Here is a 17,782-nt window from a genome sequence, read left to right on the forward strand (position 1 = left end):
ATGTCAAGACTAGTTCATAATTAATTGATATATTTTTATACAGACAGGTCTTGTATCAGGGCTAGGAAGATAATTTTTAATCAACTATCTTTAAATATATCCTCTAAAAAATGAAATAAAGTATTTTTCAAAAATAATATATAAAATGAAAATAACTAATTTGTTTTACCCTAGAAAAATAAATAATTTTTTACTGTTGATTTTATATTTTTAATATGTTAAAATATTAGCTGAGATTGGGTTTTCTTAGGAAACAAAAACAAATTAAATAGGGGGTAAAAAATGGAAAAGAAAAAATTCAAACTGGGTTTAGTTTCTAAGCTTATCATAGCCATTATAATCGGTATTGGCCTTGGTAGTGCAAGTTTTATACCAACAGGTTTATTGAGAGTTTTAATAACGCTAGCAAGCTTGTTTGGTGAATTTTTAAGCTTTATCATACCACTAATGATCATAGGTTTTGTCGTTAAGGGTATAGCAGAATTATCTGATGGAGCTGGTAAATTATTGGGAATTACAGCAGCAACAGCATATTGTTCAACACTTGTTGCCGGAACAATAGCATTTTTCGTGGCTAGCAACTTCTTCCCAACATTTATTACAGCAGATCTTATTGAAAAGGTTAAGGGTAATGTTCCAGCACTTGAGACTTATTTCAAGATTAACCTTAAGCCAATGCTTGATGTTACAAGTGCAGTTGTATTTGCCTTTATCATGGGTCTAAGCATTTCTTGGTTGAAGTCAAAGGGTAGGGGTAAGGTTCTATATGAAGCTTTTGATGATTTTGAAGCAATTATATCTAGAATTTTAAGTACTATTATCATACCTTTACTACCAATGTTCATCTGTGGTAACTTCGCAAATATGGCGTATACAGGTGCAGTAGTAAGTGTTCTTTCTATATTCTGGAAGGTATTCTTGACTGTAATCGTATTACACCTATTATATGTGAGTGCTATGTTTATAGTTTCAGGTACATATGCTGGTAAGAATCCTTTTAGACTTATCAGAAACCAGGTTAATGGTTATGTTACAGCTATTGGTACTCAGTCATCAGCAGCTACTATACCAGTTAACCTTGAATGCGCAGCAAAGAATGGTGTGTCAGAAGATATTAGAAACTTTGTAGTGCCACTATGTGCTACAATTCATCTAGCAGGTTCTATGATCACTATCACTTCTTGTAGTGTTGCAGTTCTACTAATGAACGGTTTACCATTTAGCTTTACGACTATATTTGGTTTTATAGCTATGTTGGGTATAGCAATGGTTGCAGCCCCAGGAGCTCCGGGTGGTGCCATCATGTCAGCCCTACCATTCTTACCAATGGTTGGTATTACGTCTCAGGTAATGCAGCAGTTGATGATTACCCTATACCTTACTCAGGATAGTTTTGGTACAGCTGCCAACGTATCCGGTGACAATGCCATTGCAGTATTTGTGGATAGGTTATATAGCAAAAAAATTAAAAAGAGTGCCTAGTATCTATTCAGGCTGAAAATTTAAAACAGCATCTGGGAAGAAACTTCTTCTTAGGTGCTGTTTTTTATACGTATATAATTAATAAATAAAAATAGGGGCTAGATTTTTGTAAACTAGGCCCCTTACTATTAACCTAAATCCAGGTTATTATCTTTTGACTTCTTATCCAGGATAACATCCTGAGAACTATTTTTTTCCATCTTATCCAGGTCAGACTTCTTATAAGACTCAGTATCTATATTCAGGCTATTTAAGTGTTCGTTTAATTCATCCCTATCAAGGACGAACTGATTGCCAGTCCTGTTTTTTCCCAGGTTGACCCAGTCAACATACCTGGCAGTATCATTCCTGGAGAAGGCTTTTTTCAACTGGTAAAGGTTGAATACCCTTGACAGTGAAGCTACTACAAGGATTCCCAGGGCTATACCAATGCTTACTATAACAGATTTAGTACCAATAGTTGCGGCCAGACCATACTTCTTAAACATAATCGAGTAGACAGTTTGGTAAAGGCCAACACCTGGTACCAGGGGTAGTATGCCGGGGATCACAAATAAAATAGCCGGCTGTTTAAGTCTTCTTGCAAGAATTTCCGAGCATAGAGATATGACTGCCGCAGCTGTAAAAGAGTATATCATAGGGTTTTCATAATTGAAGACACCTAGTACATAAACTAGCCAGCCAAGGGCTCCTATAGGGGCTGTCCATAACAATAACTTTGGCTGGACGTTGAAAAAAATGGCAAAGCCACAAGTTGCAAGACCTGCGAAAATAAAGTGTTGCCATAGGGGTACTTGAGTTATCATCCTATACACCTCCTATTCCTATTACCAGGGCCACACCAGAGGCTATGGCTGCCAAGATAATAAAGACCTCAAATATCCTTGCCGCACCCGACATAAGACTTCCTGATATAAGGTCTCTCATGCATTTTATAAAGGCCACTCCGGGTAGTAGGGGCATTATAGACCCTACTATAAGTGATGATGCATCAGGTATCATACCTAGTTTGTGGAGTATTACCCCGCAAATTGTGATAACTGAAGATGATAACATAGTAGCAAACATACTGATAGAACTGTATTTTAGGGTACTATCATATACAAAGGTTGCCAGTATAGACGTTAGGACAGTTAATAAAAATGTCGACATCTGGTTACCACCTAAAACAGCGGCACATCCAGCAGACCCAATACCTGTACCAAGTAGGTAGACCCACCTTGGATAGGTTTTAAGTTTGTCTATTTCATGTAATTTTTCTATTTCTTCTTCAATATCAGGATCAACCATATTTACAAATTCCCTAGAAAAATTATTCAAGAGGGAGACCTTATTTAGGTTTATTCCCCTACTATCTATGGTTTTCATAAAGCATAGACCATCGAACTTGTCATCAGATATTATAATTACCGTTGGAGTACTAAAACAGTTGATATGATTATAGCCCCTTGATTTACAAATCCTAAGGACGCTATCCTCAACCCTATAGGTTTCTGCCCCGTTTTTTACCAGGAGTTCACCCAGGAAGAGGGCAAGCTTGATGGTTTGCTTCTTATATTCCTTGTCTTCAAGCCTATTTTTCAAGTTATTACCTCCAATCTATATTCTATTTAACATAGTTAGTATAACACAAAAGTAAAAATCTGTATTGTATTTTGGAATTATTGAAAATAAAAGATGAAATATAAGCCTATCTTAGAAAAATGAGCCTATTGGGATATATACTGGAGCTTTATGGACTAAATTTGCATTAATTAAGGATTATATGTTAAAATATAAAAAAATATGGTTTTATATTTTTAAGCTAAAGTCAATATTCCTATAGTAATATCGACATGGAACCATATAAATAGCTACAGGTATATAAAAAATACAGAATATGTAGTTAATAAGGAGGTATTTAAAAATGAATAGAAAGATATCGATGGTACTTACCCTGTCTATGCTTGTAAATGTCTTGGCATATGCTGGTAGTTTAGCCTTTGCAGAGTCAAGTGAGGTGGTAGATGGCCAATCAAACTTGGTGGCTGAAGAAATCATATCAAGTGACAACCTTAAAAGAGAGGATGTAACTACTAGCCTGGCAAAAGATAATAAGGATACTGTGGCAAATTCAGCTGTCCAGCTAGAAAATCTGGCTGATGTAAAGTCAAAGATTGAGGCTGATGCCAAGGTTGCGATTGAATTGCCGACTAAAATACAGCTAGGTCAAAGTGTAATCAGTGGTAAGTTAGTCAGGGGTATAGGTGTATCTGTATACACACTTACAGACAAGGAGTTTACAGACAAGAAATTTGTGCCTACTTCAGATGCCCTGATTTCAAATCCTAAATACAATGTTAATACTCAGGATGGGAAGTTTAGTTTAACTATAAACACTGCAAACTTAAAGGCAGGCAACCACCTAGCCTTATGTATATACTATTCCCTAAGGGAGTCAGATGGTAAGATAGTTAACAAGAGTTTCTTTATAAATGCAACTTATGGAGATGCAGCTACGCCTAATCCACAGCCAGATCCATCACAGCCGACTAATGAGAAGAGAATTAGTGGTAATGATAGGTTCGCTACAAATCTTGCGTCGGTAAAGAAAACTTTTAAGTCAAGTCAAACAGTAGTAGTAGCCTCAGGAAATAGCTTTGCAGATCCGCTTGCTGCAGGTCCACTGGCTATGAAGTACAATGCACCGATCATATTTTCTGATAAGGGTGGCCTAAAGGAAGAGGCAGTTAAGCTGATTAAGGACCTAGGAGCTACTAATATAATAATAGTTGGTGGCCTAAACTCAGTTCCAGCCAGTGTAGTGTCACAGCTACCAGGCCTAAATGTTAGAAGGATATCTGGTAGTGACAGGTATGAGACTTCTGCTAAGTTAGTAAAGGAATTTGGCTCATCTAGGCATATCGTATTCACTGATGGTAGAAAGTTTGCAGATGCCCTTTCAGCAACACCACTTGCAAAGAAGTTAAATTCACCAATCCTATTGGTCAACAGCCTAGACAAGTTGCCTAAGAATTTAGCAATATATAGGGATGCCTATATAATAGGTGGGAAAAATTCAGTAGGACTTGATATAGAGAATAGGCTAAAGTCTGTAAAGGGAGACAAGGTATACAGGATATTCGGGCAGGATAGGGAATCTACATCAAACCAGGTTGCCCAAGTATTGAAATATAATGAAAACATACTGGCTAATGGTAGTAGTTTCGCAGATGCCCTAAGTGCAGTCAACCTATTAAACAACGGTGGTAAAAACCTACTACTTGTTAAGAAGAATTCAATATCAAGGGATAATAAAGAACTTACTCTTAATAAGACTAACTATATCATAGGTGGATATAATACGGTGTCAAAAACCATACTTGGTTATTAATGGGTAAAGTTTAATAAAAGTAAACTTACGGACATAATTTATTAAACTTGACCAATAAAAAATAGAATAGAATTATTGAAATCAATGCTTTTTACAGTAGATATAAAAAATATGAAAATTATAAAAAAGCATTGATTTTTTTTGTGCTTTTATATATAATTATCTAGTGTTTACTTTTAATAAACTTAGAGTTTATTAAAAGTAAGGAAATTATGGGGATTTATATAAAAAAGACAATTTAGAATGGAGGATAAGATGGAGATCGGTGAAAAGTTGAGACGATTAAGAACAGAAAAACAACTGACCCAGGAGGAATTGGCAAATCGTTGCGAATTATCCAAGGGCTTTATATCGCAGTTGGAGAATGATTTAACATCACCATCAATTGCTACCCTTATAGATATATTGGAAATACTAGGAACAAACTTGAGAGACTTCTTTGCAGATGAGGTAAATGAAAAAGTTACCTTTGCTGAGGATGATATGTTTGAAACCTATGATGAGGATCTAGGCTACCAGTTTAAGTGGTTGGTACCAAACTCACAAAAGTATGATATGGAGCCAGTCTTGGTAAATATAGAACCGGGTGGTTCTTACAAGGAAGAGAAGCCACATGAAGGTGAGGAATTTGGATTTGTTTTAAAGGGGACTATATACCTACATATGGGCAACAAAAAATACAGGGTCAAGAAGGGCGAGAGTTTTTACTACCAGGCAAGAGAGACCCATTCAATAAGCAATGAAGGTAAGACACCTGCCAGCCTAATCTGGGTAAGTTGTCCGCCTTCCTTTTAAAATATTATAGGGGGTGTATTTATTGGAAAATAAGCTAATAGAACTAAATAATATATCAAAGAAATTTAATGACAATACTATATTGGACAAGTTTAACCTAACTGTAAACGAAAATGAATTTTTGACCCTGCTAGGGCCGAGTGGATGTGGCAAGACTACCCTTCTAAGGATTATAGCAGGTTTTGAATTTGCTGATGAAGGAGATGTATTCTTCGGAGGATATAGGGTAAATAGTGTTCCCGCCTACCAGAGAAATATAAATACGGTCTTTCAAAAGTATGCCTTGTTCCCACACATGGATGTCTTTGAGAATATAGCCTTTGGTCTAAAGATTAAGAAGATGGATCCAATCACTATAGAGGAAAAGGTAAAGAGTATGTTGGCCCTTGTTTCCCTGCAGGGCTTTGAGCATAGGAAGATATCTTCATTATCAGGTGGACAGCAACAGAGGGTAGCCATAGCCAGGGCCCTGGTTAATGAACCCAAGGTACTCCTTCTTGACGAGCCACTTGGAGCCTTAGACCTAAAGCTAAGGCAGGAAATGCAGGTTGAGTTAAAGAAGATTCAAAAGAAGCTGGGAATTACCTTTATATTTGTAACCCATGACCAGGAAGAAGCCTTGAGTATGAGTGACACAATAGTTGTCCTTGACAAGGGGGTAATCCAGCAGATAGGTAGCCCTATTGATATCTATAATGAGCCTGAAAATGCCTTTGTAGCCAACTTCATCGGTGAATCTAATATCATAGATGGTATCATGCACGATGACTTTGATGTTGAATTTTCATCCAGACGTTTTGTCTGTGTAGACAAGGGCTTTGAAAAGGGAGAAAATGTAGACGTAGTTGTCAGGCCTGAGGATATCATCATGACTAGTGCCGAGGATGGTATGCTAAGGGGTATAGTGAGGTCTTCCGTCTTTAAGGGAGTCCACTATGAGCTGGAAGTAGAAGAAAGTGGTAGGTTATGGCTTCTACAAAATACCAAGACAGCCCCTATAGGAAGTGAATTGGGCATGGTTATAAACCCTGAAGACATTCATATCATGCATAAGGGGGACCTATAATTATGAAGAAGATTAGGAATAGAGCAAATACTATAGTTGAACAAAAAGAAACTAGGCTGGCATATCCCTATGCCCTATGGTCACTAATATTTATAGTCGTACCTCTCTTATTAATAGTTTATTATTCTTTTACTAGAAAGACAGATGATGGGGGTATACTATTCACCCTTGAAAATTATAGGCAGGCCTTTGACCCATTATTTTTAAAGGTTTTCACTAGGTCATTTGTACTTGCAGGTATAGCTACGTTTTTGTGTGTAATCATAGGTTATCCTGTGGCCTACATAATATCCAAGGCTAAAATTAGTAGGAGGGACTCTTTAATCCTCCTGTTTATCCTACCTATGTGGATGAATTTCCTGCTTAGGACATATGCCTGGATAGCAATTTTGGGGAAAAATGGCTTATTAAATTCCCTATTAGGATTTTTTGGACTTACGCCAAATTCAATCCTATATACAAGTGCAGCAGTCTTGCTGGGGATGATATACAACTTCCTACCTTATATGGTTTTACCGATATATACCTCACTACAAAAGTTGGATGAAGACCTGGTAAATGCAGCCAGGGACCTAGGGGCCAATACGGTAACAGTCTTTAGGAAGGTTATCTTTCCACTTAGCATACCAGGAGTAATGAGTGGTGTGACGATGGTATTCATGCCATGTGTGACTACATTTGCCATTTCCAGACTACTGGGTGGTGGCAAGACTATGCTGGTAGGAGACTTGATAGAGCAGCAGTTTACTACAGTTGGTGATTGGAACCTGGGTTCATCAATATCCATGGTTATGATGGTTATAATACTGATTTCTATGGCCTTTATGAATAAGGTTGATAAGGATGAAAGACAAGGAGGTAAGGTATAATGCAGAGACGAAATTTAATATCCAAACTATGCTCGAATATCTACCTGTTGCTAATATTTGTATTTTTATATGCACCTATACTAGCCCTTGTTATCTTTTCCTTTAATGATTCAAAGTCTATGGGCGTTCTGAATGGCTTTACTATGAGGTGGTATATAGCCCTATTTAAGAATGAAACTATACTAACAGCACTTTATTACACTGTGAGTATCGCTATTTTGGCATCTGTCATATCAACTATCTTTGGTACTATAACATCCATAGGTATATTTAAGTTGAGGGGCAAGGCCAAGGCCACCATCCTGAATATTAACTATTTACCAGTTTTAAATACAGATATAGTAACGGGTGTAGCAATAATGAGTCTATTTACATTTTTCGAGATGAACTTTGGTTTCAAGACCATGTTGCTATCTCATATAATGTTCTGTACCCCATATGTAATCTTATCTGTCTTGCCAAAGTTAAGGCAGTTACCCGACAATGTAGAAGAGGCAGCCCTGGACTTAGGAGCAACACCATGGTTGGCTATCAGAAAAATTGTCATACCACAAATCAAGCCAGGAATAGTATCAGGATTTTTAATGGCCTTCACAATGTCGATTGATGACTTCATAATATCTTTCTTTAATACGGGAAATGGGGTTAGCAACTTGTCTATTGAGGTCTACGGTATGGCTAGGCGTGGTATCAAGCCTGAAATAAACGCCCTATCAAGCCTGATGTTTATAACAGTACTGGTACTTTTGATATTGGCCAATAGGAAGGATTCTATAATCAAGAATTCAGCCTTAGGTAAGGCATAGGTCAGGGGGTAGATAGAAGTGAAACTAAGAAAGATAAATAGTAAATTTAAAAAGAAAATAGTTAGGGCAACGGCCATGACGGTAATCTTATCATCAGTTGTTGTATTTACAGGTGCTTGTATAGGCGGGGGCCAGGATTCTACAAAGGTCCTTAATGTATATAATGTTGGGGACTATATAGATGAGAGCCTTATCAGTGAGTTTGAAGAAGAGACAGGTATAGATGTTCAATACTCAACTTACGATACCAACGAAATGATGTACCAGAAGGTAAAGAGTGGTAGTACAAAATATGACCTGGTATTCCCATCTGACTACATGGTCCAGAAGATGAGCAGGGAAGGTCTATTAAAAAAGATAAATTACAATAATATACCTAATTTTAAGTATATAGACAAGTCATTTTTAAATCCTAAGTATGACCCGACTAATGAGTATTCAGTACCATATATGTGGGGTACTCTGGGGATCGTATATAACAAGAAGATGGTCAAGGAAAAGGTGGACTCTTGGGATATTCTTTGGGATGAGAAGTATTCCAGAAATATACTCATGTTTGACTCAGTAAGAGATACCATGGGAATAGCTTTAAAGAAGCTGGGCTACAGTATGAATTCGGTTGACAAGGACCAGATAAATGCAGCCAAGAACCTGTTAATAAAGCAAAAACCACTTGTACTGGCCTATGTTAACGACGATGGTAAGGACAGGATGATAGCTGAAGAGGCTGCTTTGGGAGTATTCTATTCAGGTGACTTCCCCCTAATGAAGGAGGAAAATGACAATCTAGAGTATGTAATACCTAAGACTGGGTCTAATAAGTGGACGGATGCAATCTGTATACCACAGACAGCTGACAATGAAGACTGGGCAGAAGCCTTTATAAACTTCCTTTGCGACCCCAAGGTAAACGCAAGAAATACAGAATATATAGGTTATTCAACCCCTATTAGTGAAGGAAGAAAGCTCTTGCCAGATAATTTTAAGAACAATAAGACTATGTATCCTGACAAGGCCTTACTAGATAAGTCAGAAGCCTTTTTAGACATACAAAAGGTAATTAAGGAATACGACAAGGCCTGGATTGAGTTAAAGAGTTATTAGACTGAGGATAAAAAATCGTATAATCAAACTTTATATATTTTAATAGCGATTATAAGTAAAAAGGGAGCAGACATTCATACCAAAGTTGGAATGTCTTGCCCCCTTTATCTGTTTATAGAATATATTATCTATTTTTATATCTTCCGTACAAACCTGTGATATAGCTAATATAGCCTTCCAGGTCTCTGTTGTGCATTTCGTGAGGTAACATCCTAAATACCCAGTTTCCATCATCTATACCTGGTGTATTTAATCTTGACCATCCTTCAAAGTCATACCAGTCCTGTAGTGGTATTATAGCCAAGTCAGAATTTGACATCATTACAGCCCTGATTAGGCTTTCTGTATACCTATCATAGGCTGACATCCTTAGGTAGGCTTCTGCATATGAAAATTCCCCATAAGAACAAGTCTTTAGCCATTCTGCTAGACTATTGTTGTCGTGAGTACCTGTATAGGCTACAGAGTTCTTCGTATAGTTGTGTGGCAGGTTAAGGTTGCTGGCATCTGAACTAAATCCAAACTGGACTATCTTCATACCTGGGAAGCCTGTGTATTCTAAGAGTTCACGAACTTCATCTGTAATAATTCCAAGGTCTTCTGCTATTATCTTAGCATCCTTAATTTCAAGATTTACCTGATCAAATAGTTCTTTACCAGGTGCCTTTACCCACTGACCATTCATAGCATCTTTAGTAAGAGGGTCTATGCAGTAGAAGCTTTCTAGCCCTCTAAAGTGGTCTATCCTTACTATGTCATATAGTTCAAGTGATTTTTTGATTCTCTTTATCCACCAGTCAAATTTGTTGTCTTTTAGGTAGTCCCAATCGTATAGGGGATTGCCCCATACCTGGCCGGTTGCAGAGAACTCATCTGGTGGAACTCCTGATATCTTATTAGGTTCACCCTTTTCGTCAGTCAGAAACATATCCCTGTTATAGTAGAAGTCCGAACTATCACGAGAAACATAAATAGGCATATCACCAAATATTTCTATACCACGGTCATTGGCATAGTTTTTTAATCTGTGCCACTGGTCAAAGAATAGGTATTGTAGGAAGCAGTGGAAGTCTACTGTATTAGGGTTAGCTTCATTTTTTGGATTTGGCCATTCCCAGTATGGCTTTTCTCCATTGGCTTCCTTAAGGGCCATATACATAGCAAAGTCATCCAACCAAAAGGCATTTTCCTTTTTGAAGTCCTTATAGGCCTGGTCCTGGTCTGGATTAAAATTCTTGAAGGCCTCCCTGAAGAAGATCATCTTTAAGGCCCTGGCCTTGCCATAGTCTATATATCTAGGGTCAGCATGGTAAGGGGACTGGTCTACAGAGTTTATGAAGTTCCAGTCTAAAAGTCCTTTTTCAACAAGCTGATCTATGTCTATCAGGTCGTAGTTTCCTGAAAAAGCAGAGGCAGACTTGTATGGTGAGTATCCCTCGTCCTGGGCAGTGGCTGTAAGTGGCAAAATCTGCCAAACAGACTGGCCAGTTCTGGCCAAAAGATCTACAAATTCATATGAAGCCTGACCCAGACTTCCAATTCCAAACCTGCTAGGTAGGGAGAATACAGGCAGGAGGATTCCCGCCTTTCTAGTATTTGTCATATTAATTACCTTTTATCCAAGTTGGTCTTTAGTCTACTTGGATCCTTTCTTAATTTATTATAATTGAGTTTTTATATTTCAAAAAAATGTTTATCTATCAAGCTTCATAGCAGTATAAGACCTGGCTCCTACTACTAGTCCATAGGATGTAACATGGACATCCTTGTTACCGAAGATTTTTTCACCATGTAAAATTTCTTCTACCAGGGCAGGTTTGAATCCAAGGTTGATTATGCAGGCTATATCATTTCTGTAGTAGCAGATCAGATTTTCCCTGGCAAAACCAAATTTGAAGCCGGTTTTAAAGCTATTTCTATAATCAGCTCTAAAGGCAGTCAAAGCCTTATAATGATCGTATATGTCCTGGTTCCTATCTTCTTCCATAAAGCAATACCTATTAAATGGGTCAGAGAAACCTTCCATACCATTTTCATCACCATAGTATAGAGATGGTATACCTGGTAGGGTAAACTGGATAAAGGAAGCGAATTTTTCAAGTTCTATGGCCCTATTATATAAGGCTTGAGGTAACTTATATCCCAACTTGTTTTCGTGTTTAAAGTTGTCTGCATCAAGTACCAGGCTAGTAGTAATCCTAGGCGTATCGTGGGTAGATAGGAGGTTCATAAGTGTATCTAGGGCTGGCTGTGGATAGTTAGATATTATGTCCATTATCCTATTCTTAAATAGGAGGGTATCCTGTCCTTTTAAGAGGTCGATAATTGCCGTCCTCCATGGGTAGTTCATGACTGAATCTAACTGCTCGCCCAGCAGATAACGTCTCTTTACACCATATGAAAATTTGTTGGTTGCATCTTCCCATACCTCACCTATAATTAGGGCATCAGGGTCAGTTGCCTTTATTGACTTCCTTAGATTATCTATAAATACGTCAGGAAGTTCGTCTGCCACATCAAGTCTCCAACCACCAGCGCCAAGGTCTTGCCAATATTTAAGTACACCGTCTTCCTGGTTACATATGTAGTTTGTATAGTCCTCATTTTCCTTTATTAGCTCCGGTAGGTTATCAAAGCCCCACCATGAAGCATACTTGTCTGGATATTCTATAAATTTAAACCAAGGATAGTAAGGTGATTCCATAGACTGGTAGGCTCCTAGACTAGGGTATCTACCATACCTGTTGAAATAGATACTGTCGGATCCTGTATGGCTAAAGACACCATCTAAAACAACCTTAATATTTGATTTCTTTAGGTCAGCACATAAGTCTTTAAAACTATCTATAGTTCCTAAATAAGGGTCTACATTTTTGTAGTCAGCAGTAGAGTACCTATGGTTTTCAGAACTCTCCACAATAGGATTTAGGTAGACCAGGTCTACATTTAAGCCTTCAAGGTAGGAGCAACTCTCTCTGATACCATCGAGGTTACCCATAAAGAAGTCCTTGGCAGAATAATTAGGCGTATCAAGGCCCGATTGAGGACGTCCTCCCCAATCATTTCTAATAGTTCTTTCTTCCTCATTGATAGCCCTAGGAGCAGTATATGAAGGACTTCTTTTAAACCTGTCCGGGAAAATCTGGTAGATAATACCACCCTTAATCCAATCTGGAGTAGAGAAGTCAGCATCATAAACTGTCAACTGCCAGCAGATAAGATTGTCAGTAATCTCTGGCAGGTAGTTGATTTTAGATATATTTTTGCTAGTGCCATCATTGTAGTTTAGCTGAAAATAGTAAAAATACAGTCCTGTCTCCAGGGGACCTAGGTCTACAGAATATTTGATGTATTCATTGCAGTCATGGTGTTCCTTATTATATAGATTAGTAGCTAAAGTTTGATATTCTTGACTACAAATATAACTAGCACCACCTTTATTTTGGTTTGACTTGGTCATGACTATCCTATTTAGCTGGTCTGGATACTTGTCATTTAAATAGACAAAGTCCAATGACTTACAATCTACTGATTCATGAATGTATATTGATACACTAATTTTTTCATTGTTTTTCACACCACCGAGTGGCCTTCTATGTCTTTCTTGTTTATATATTACTTTTCTTATCTGTTCCATTTTATCCTCTTTATTATATCCTCATTATTTTAACCGTATTTTTGAATTGTTTTTTCTTATCTATAAATTTAAACCCTGAATTTATCTATACCCATATATCAACATAAATAAAGTTAAATTAAAAAAATGTTTTAAAATTCTTTTTTAATAATCTGATTTTGGATACATACTAGCACAATATATTATATACCAAAATTAGGTGGTTTTTGTGAAAAAATTTAAATTATTTCATATAATCTTCAATATGTTAGAAAAAACGATTTTCTGAAAAGTAATTCGTCTTGTATAAAAAATTTGATTTAATTTTGTGAAAATTTATATATATTTATGGTATGATATATGTAATTACAATGGTATGATGTATGGATTGTATCTAATTTTAAGTAAGTAAATCTAATCGATAAATGAATACATTAAATAGGTATAAGAAACAATATGTGTGGTGAGGTGATAAGAGCATGAAAAAAGACCAAAACAACGATTTGGCTAAATATCTATTCCATGAAGGTACTAACTACAGGGCTTTCGATTATATGGGCTCTTTCCTTGATGGTGATGAGTGCACCTTTAGGGTATGGGCTCCAGGGGCCAAGAAGGTATATGTTACTGGAGAGTTTTGTAACTGGGAACCCTTTGTTTACGAGGCTGATAAGGTTACAGACTCAGGAATATATGAATGCCGTATAAAAAACATTAAACAATTTGATGCATACAAGTATGTATTCGAAACTCAGGATGGTAGGACCTTGTATAAGTCCGACCCATATGCAAGACACTTTGAGACTAGGCCAAATACCTCATCAAAAGTATATAAATTCAATAACTATGAATGGGGTGACCAGGCTTGGATGAAGTCCAGAAAGGTACCTAAGGAAGGTCCAATGAATATATATGAATTGCACCTTGGCACTTGGAAGACCAGGGAAAATGGGGACTTCTATTCCTATCGTGAATACGCAGACTATCTACTTGCATATTTAAAGGAAATGAAGTATACACATGTAGAACTACTTCCTTTGATGGAGCACCCATATGACAAGTCTTGGGGATACCAGGTTACAGGTTACTTTGCACCTACATCTAGGTATGGTTTACCGGAAGACCTAATGTATCTGGTGGACCTACTTCATCAAAACAATATAGGTATAATCCTAGACTGGGTACCAGGACATTTTCCAAAGGATGAATCTGGCCTCTTTGAATTTGATGGCTCATGTGTCTACGAGTACTCAGACCCCCTAAAAATGGAGCATAAGGAGTGGGGAACTAGGGTCTTTGACTATGGTAAAAATGAAGTGATTTCCTTCTTGATATCAAATGCAGTCTACTGGTTAGACAAGTTCCACATAGATGGCTTGAGGGTAGATGCAGTTTCTTCCATGCTATATCTTGACTACTTTAGACAGGGTGGCGAGTGGAGACCAAACATTTACGGTGGCAAGGAAAACCTGGAGGTGCTAGACTTCTTAAAGAAGTTAAATAAACATGTACATGATGTTTTCCCGGGAGCCATGATGATAGCAGAAGAATCTACAGCCTGGCCAAAGGTTAGTCATCCTATAGAGGATGGTGGACTAGGTTTTGACTTTAAGTGGAATATGGGATGGATGAATGATTCCCTAAAATATCTAGAAGCTGACCCCTTCTTTAGGTCTGGAATCCATAATAATATGACTTTTTCTATCACATATGCCTTTAGCGAAAACTACATACTGGCCCTATCACACGATGAGGTAGTACATGGTAAGAAGTCTATCTTGGAAAAAGCATATGTGGCTTATGAGGACAAGTTTAAGAGTCTAAGGGTATTTTTGGCCTATATGTATGCCCATCCAGGCAAGAAGTTGACCTTTATGGGAACAGACATAGCCCAAGTTATAGAATGGAATGATGAAAGGCAGTTGGATTGGGTCCTATTGGATTATCCAATACATGCCAACCATAAGAAGTTTGTCAAGGACCTGAATACTATATATGCCAAGCATAAACAACTTTGGGAGTTAGATACGAACTGGGATGGCTTTAGGTGGAATACTGTAGATGACTATACTAATAATGTATTTACATTTACCAGGTATGATGCCAAGGGCAATGAAATGCTGGTTATCTGCAACTTCTCATCTCAGAAGCTTAAGAAGTATAAGATTGGAGTTAGCTCCGATAAAAAATATAAGATCTTGTTGAATAGTGATGCCAAGAAATACGGTGGAGACGGTTTGGTTAACAGGAATATTCATTCAGTAAAGTCTGAGTTTAATGGGTTTGACTACTATATAGAGGTTAATATCGGTTCATTTGGTAGCCTATATTTGGTTGAAAAGTAAGAAGTATTTTAGAGAGGTAATGCTATGAGTTTAAAAAAAGAAATAGTTGCTATGCTATTAGCAGGTGGTCAGGGAACTAGGCTTAGAGCCCTAACAAAGAATATGGCCAAACCAGCAGTTCCATTTGGTGGTAAGTATAAGATAATAGACTTTCCTTTGTCAAATTGTGTAAATTCAGGTATATCGACAGTGGGAGTATTGACTCAGTTTATGCCACTAGAACTAAATAGCTATATGGGTAATGGTGCACCATGGGATTTAGACAGGATGGATGGTGGCTTGTCAATCCTACCTCCATATACAGGTGGAGAAACAGGAGACTGGTACAAGGGTACATCAAATGCTATCTACCAGAACATGAAGTATATAGAACAGTATGACCCTGAATATGTCTTGATTCTTTCTGGTGACCATATATACAAGATGAACTACAATGAAATGTTGAAGTTCCATAAGTCCAAGGGTGCAGACCTGACTGTAGCCCACATAGATGTACCTATTGAAGAGGCTAGCAGGTTTGGTATCCTAAATACCATGTCAGACCTATCAGTTAGCGAATTTGTTGAAAAACCTGAAAAGCCTATTTCTACAAAGGCCTCTATGGGTATCTATATATTCAACTGGTCACAGTTAAAGTTATACCTAGAAAAATGTGAACAGGCTGAAGATACTAGCTATGACTTTGGTAAGGACGTGATACCAATGATGTTGGCAGATGGAAAGAAGATATTTGCCTATCCATTTAAGGGTTATTGGAAGGACGTTGGAACTATAGAGAGTCTATGGCAGGCTAATATGGACCTTCTAAGCAATGCTGACAATTTCTGCATATATGACCCTCTATGGAGAATCTACTGTAGACACTATGAGTCTATGGCCCAGTATATCGGACCTAAGGCCAAGCTATCTAATTCCATGATATCTGAAGGTAGTACAGTTAAGGGTTGTGTCAAAGAATCTGTCGTATCATCTGGCGTCTATATTAATGAAGGTGCAGAGATAGTAAATAGTGTAATAATGAAAAATGCGGTTATAGGCAAGAATGCCAAGGTATACAATTCCATAGTAGCTGAGGATGCAGTGATTGGTGAAAAGGCAATAGTTGGTCACGAAAATATAGAAGTTGGTAAGGATATGATTACAGTTGTTGCCAACAAGGATGTAGTCGGTCCTAATGAGATATTTAAGAAGATGTAGGAGGGGATATTATGAATGGATTTTGTTTAATATTTGCGGATAATTACAAGAATTACGATATAGAAGGTCTAATAAAAAACAGGTCCCTTGCTTCTCTACCTGTAGCTTGTAGGTATAGAATTGTTGATTTTACCCTATCTTCCCTGGTTAAGGCAGATGTGGATGACATAGGAATATTGACTACTAATAACTATAACTCGCTTATGGACCATGTGGGCTGGGGTAAGGACTGGAACCTAAACAGGAAAAATGGTGGTCTAAAAATAATACCACCACTTGCAATTTCAGATACTGGTCTGGCTAGGAATAAATTTGAATCCTTGAGCAATGCCAGTCAGTATATGGAGAGCAGGTTACAGGACTACTGTATACTTGTAGATTCAAATATAATCTGTAATATCGACTACAAGGACCTACTGAAGTACCATGAAGAAAACAATGCTGATGTAACAGTGGCAGTAGTAAAGAGAAAGCCTCAAAATGATGAAATAGAAATGATTCTTGATACTAAGAATAGGGCCTACGACTCCCTATACCATAAGAATGGGGCAGATTATGAATGTAATACCCTATTAAAGATTACAATTATGCATAGGGACCTTCTAAAGGAGATTATCCAGAAGGGTATCACACTAGGTTGGGAAGACATAGTGAGAGACTATATATCAAAGAACTTCAATAGGTTAAATGTATATGCCTATGAGGTAAAGGGTTATTGTAAGGTTATAAACAGTCTGGAAAGTTATTATGATTTCCATATGGACCTATTAGATGAAAACATCATCAAGGAGATATTCTTGTCAGGTACGGAGATACTTACAAGGGTAAGGGACAGTGTTCCTACTAGCTATGGTGAAAAATCAAGTGTATCCAACTCTATACTGGCAGATGGTTGCCATATAAATGGTAAGGTGGAAAATTCTGTAATATTCAGAGATGTAACTATAGAAGAAGGCGTTGAGCTTAAAAACTGTATTATAATGTCTAGTACAAATATCAAGGCAGGTGCCAAGTTGGACTATGTAATTACAGACAAGGAAGTAGTTATTACAGAAGGCAAGGAGCTAAAGGGCGATAGGAATTGCCAGTTTATAGTTCCTAAGAAAAAAACGATTTAATTTTTAATCAT

General features: G+C 37.4%; 14 protein-coding genes. 10 read left to right on the plus strand and 4 right to left on the minus strand.

The genetic code is table 11. The annotated features are described in order from the left end of the window. Positions 1-282 precede the first annotated feature (282 nt). Complete coding sequence (locus tag HMPREF0634_RS05545; RefSeq protein WP_007789793.1) at positions 283-1,482, plus strand: dicarboxylate/amino acid:cation symporter; 1,200 nt, start codon at positions 283-285, stop codon at positions 1,480-1,482. Between the two features lie 128 nt (positions 1,483-1,610). On the opposite strand, the gene HMPREF0634_RS05550 is transcribed toward HMPREF0634_RS05545, so the two are convergent. Next, positions 1,611-2,288, minus strand: coding sequence for a threonine/serine exporter family protein (locus tag HMPREF0634_RS05550; protein WP_007789805.1), 678 nt, complete (start codon positions 2,286-2,288; stop codon positions 1,611-1,613). A gap of 1 nt (position 2,289) precedes the next feature. Continuing rightward, entirely contained in the window at positions 2,290-3,066 is a 777-nt protein-coding gene (locus tag HMPREF0634_RS05555; RefSeq protein ID WP_007789880.1) for a threonine/serine exporter family protein, read from the minus strand. A 322-nt stretch (positions 3,067-3,388) separates the two neighbouring features. On the opposite strand from HMPREF0634_RS05555, the gene HMPREF0634_RS09385 reads away from it, so the two are divergent. The 6 genes from HMPREF0634_RS09385 (at position 3,389) to HMPREF0634_RS05585 (ending at position 9,495) form a co-directional block, all read left to right on the plus strand. Continuing rightward, positions 3,389-4,855 (plus strand): cell wall-binding repeat-containing protein, encoded by a 1,467-nt coding sequence (locus HMPREF0634_RS09385; RefSeq protein ID WP_007789811.1) that lies wholly within the window; start codon positions 3,389-3,391, stop codon positions 4,853-4,855. 255 nt (positions 4,856-5,110) lie between these two features. Next, positions 5,111-5,650 carry a helix-turn-helix domain-containing protein gene (locus tag HMPREF0634_RS05565; RefSeq protein WP_007789808.1) on the plus strand — a complete coding sequence of 180 codons (540 nt, stop codon included), beginning with the start codon at positions 5,111-5,113 and terminating at the stop codon, positions 5,648-5,650. 22 nt (positions 5,651-5,672) lie between these two features. Beyond that, the gene (gene potA / locus HMPREF0634_RS05570) at positions 5,673-6,716 is read left to right on the plus strand and encodes a spermidine/putrescine ABC transporter ATP-binding protein (RefSeq protein ID WP_007789890.1); all 1,044 of its coding nucleotides are present in this window, start codon (positions 5,673-5,675) and stop codon (positions 6,714-6,716) included. A gap of 2 nt (positions 6,717-6,718) precedes the next feature. Next, positions 6,719-7,585 (plus strand): ABC transporter permease, encoded by an 867-nt coding sequence (locus tag HMPREF0634_RS05575; protein WP_007789839.1) that lies wholly within the window; start codon positions 6,719-6,721, stop codon positions 7,583-7,585. Beyond that, a complete protein-coding gene (locus tag HMPREF0634_RS05580) occupies positions 7,585-8,391 on the plus strand; it encodes an ABC transporter permease (RefSeq protein WP_007789792.1) in 807 nt (268 codons plus the stop codon). The genes HMPREF0634_RS05575 and HMPREF0634_RS05580 overlap by 1 nt, the downstream gene beginning before the upstream one ends. Before the next feature lie 75 nt (positions 8,392-8,466). After that, entirely contained in the window at positions 8,467-9,495 is a 1,029-nt protein-coding gene (locus HMPREF0634_RS05585; protein WP_050786365.1) for an ABC transporter substrate-binding protein, read from the plus strand. A gap of 124 nt (positions 9,496-9,619) precedes the next feature. Here the strand turns inward: HMPREF0634_RS05585 and malQ are convergent, their stop codons facing one another. Together malQ and HMPREF0634_RS05595 are read right to left on the minus strand one after the other, a co-directional pair. Continuing rightward, positions 9,620-11,098: a 4-alpha-glucanotransferase gene (gene malQ, locus HMPREF0634_RS05590; RefSeq protein WP_007789821.1), complete on the minus strand. Its 1,479-nt coding sequence runs from the start codon at positions 11,096-11,098 to the stop codon at positions 9,620-9,622. 90 nt (positions 11,099-11,188) lie between these two features. After that, positions 11,189-13,132, minus strand: coding sequence for a glycoside hydrolase family 13 protein (locus HMPREF0634_RS05595; protein WP_007789849.1), 1,944 nt, complete (start codon positions 13,130-13,132; stop codon positions 11,189-11,191). Positions 13,133-13,590: 458 nt separating this feature from the next. Here HMPREF0634_RS05595 and glgB point away from each other — a divergent pair, with 458 nt between their 5' ends. Genes glgB through glgD form a run of 3 tightly spaced genes read left to right on the plus strand, consistent with a single transcriptional unit; the run spans position 13,591 to position 17,771 of the window. Then, positions 13,591-15,456 carry a 1,4-alpha-glucan branching protein GlgB gene (gene glgB / locus HMPREF0634_RS05600; protein WP_007789788.1) on the plus strand — a complete coding sequence of 622 codons (1,866 nt, stop codon included), beginning with the start codon at positions 13,591-13,593 and terminating at the stop codon, positions 15,454-15,456. Positions 15,457-15,480: 24 nt separating this feature from the next. Continuing rightward, a complete protein-coding gene (locus HMPREF0634_RS05605; protein WP_007789782.1) occupies positions 15,481-16,653 on the plus strand; it encodes a glucose-1-phosphate adenylyltransferase in 1,173 nt (390 codons plus the stop codon). Between the two features lie 11 nt (positions 16,654-16,664). Then, on the plus strand, positions 16,665-17,771 hold the full coding sequence (gene glgD / locus HMPREF0634_RS05610; RefSeq protein WP_007789876.1) for a glucose-1-phosphate adenylyltransferase subunit GlgD: 1,107 nt from the start codon (positions 16,665-16,667) through the stop codon (positions 17,769-17,771). The last annotated feature ends 11 nt before the right edge of the window (positions 17,772-17,782 follow it).

The sequence above is a fragment of the Peptostreptococcus stomatis DSM 17678 genome (assembly GCF_000147675.1).
GTDB lineage: Bacteria > Bacillota > Clostridia > Peptostreptococcales > Peptostreptococcaceae > Peptostreptococcus > Peptostreptococcus stomatis.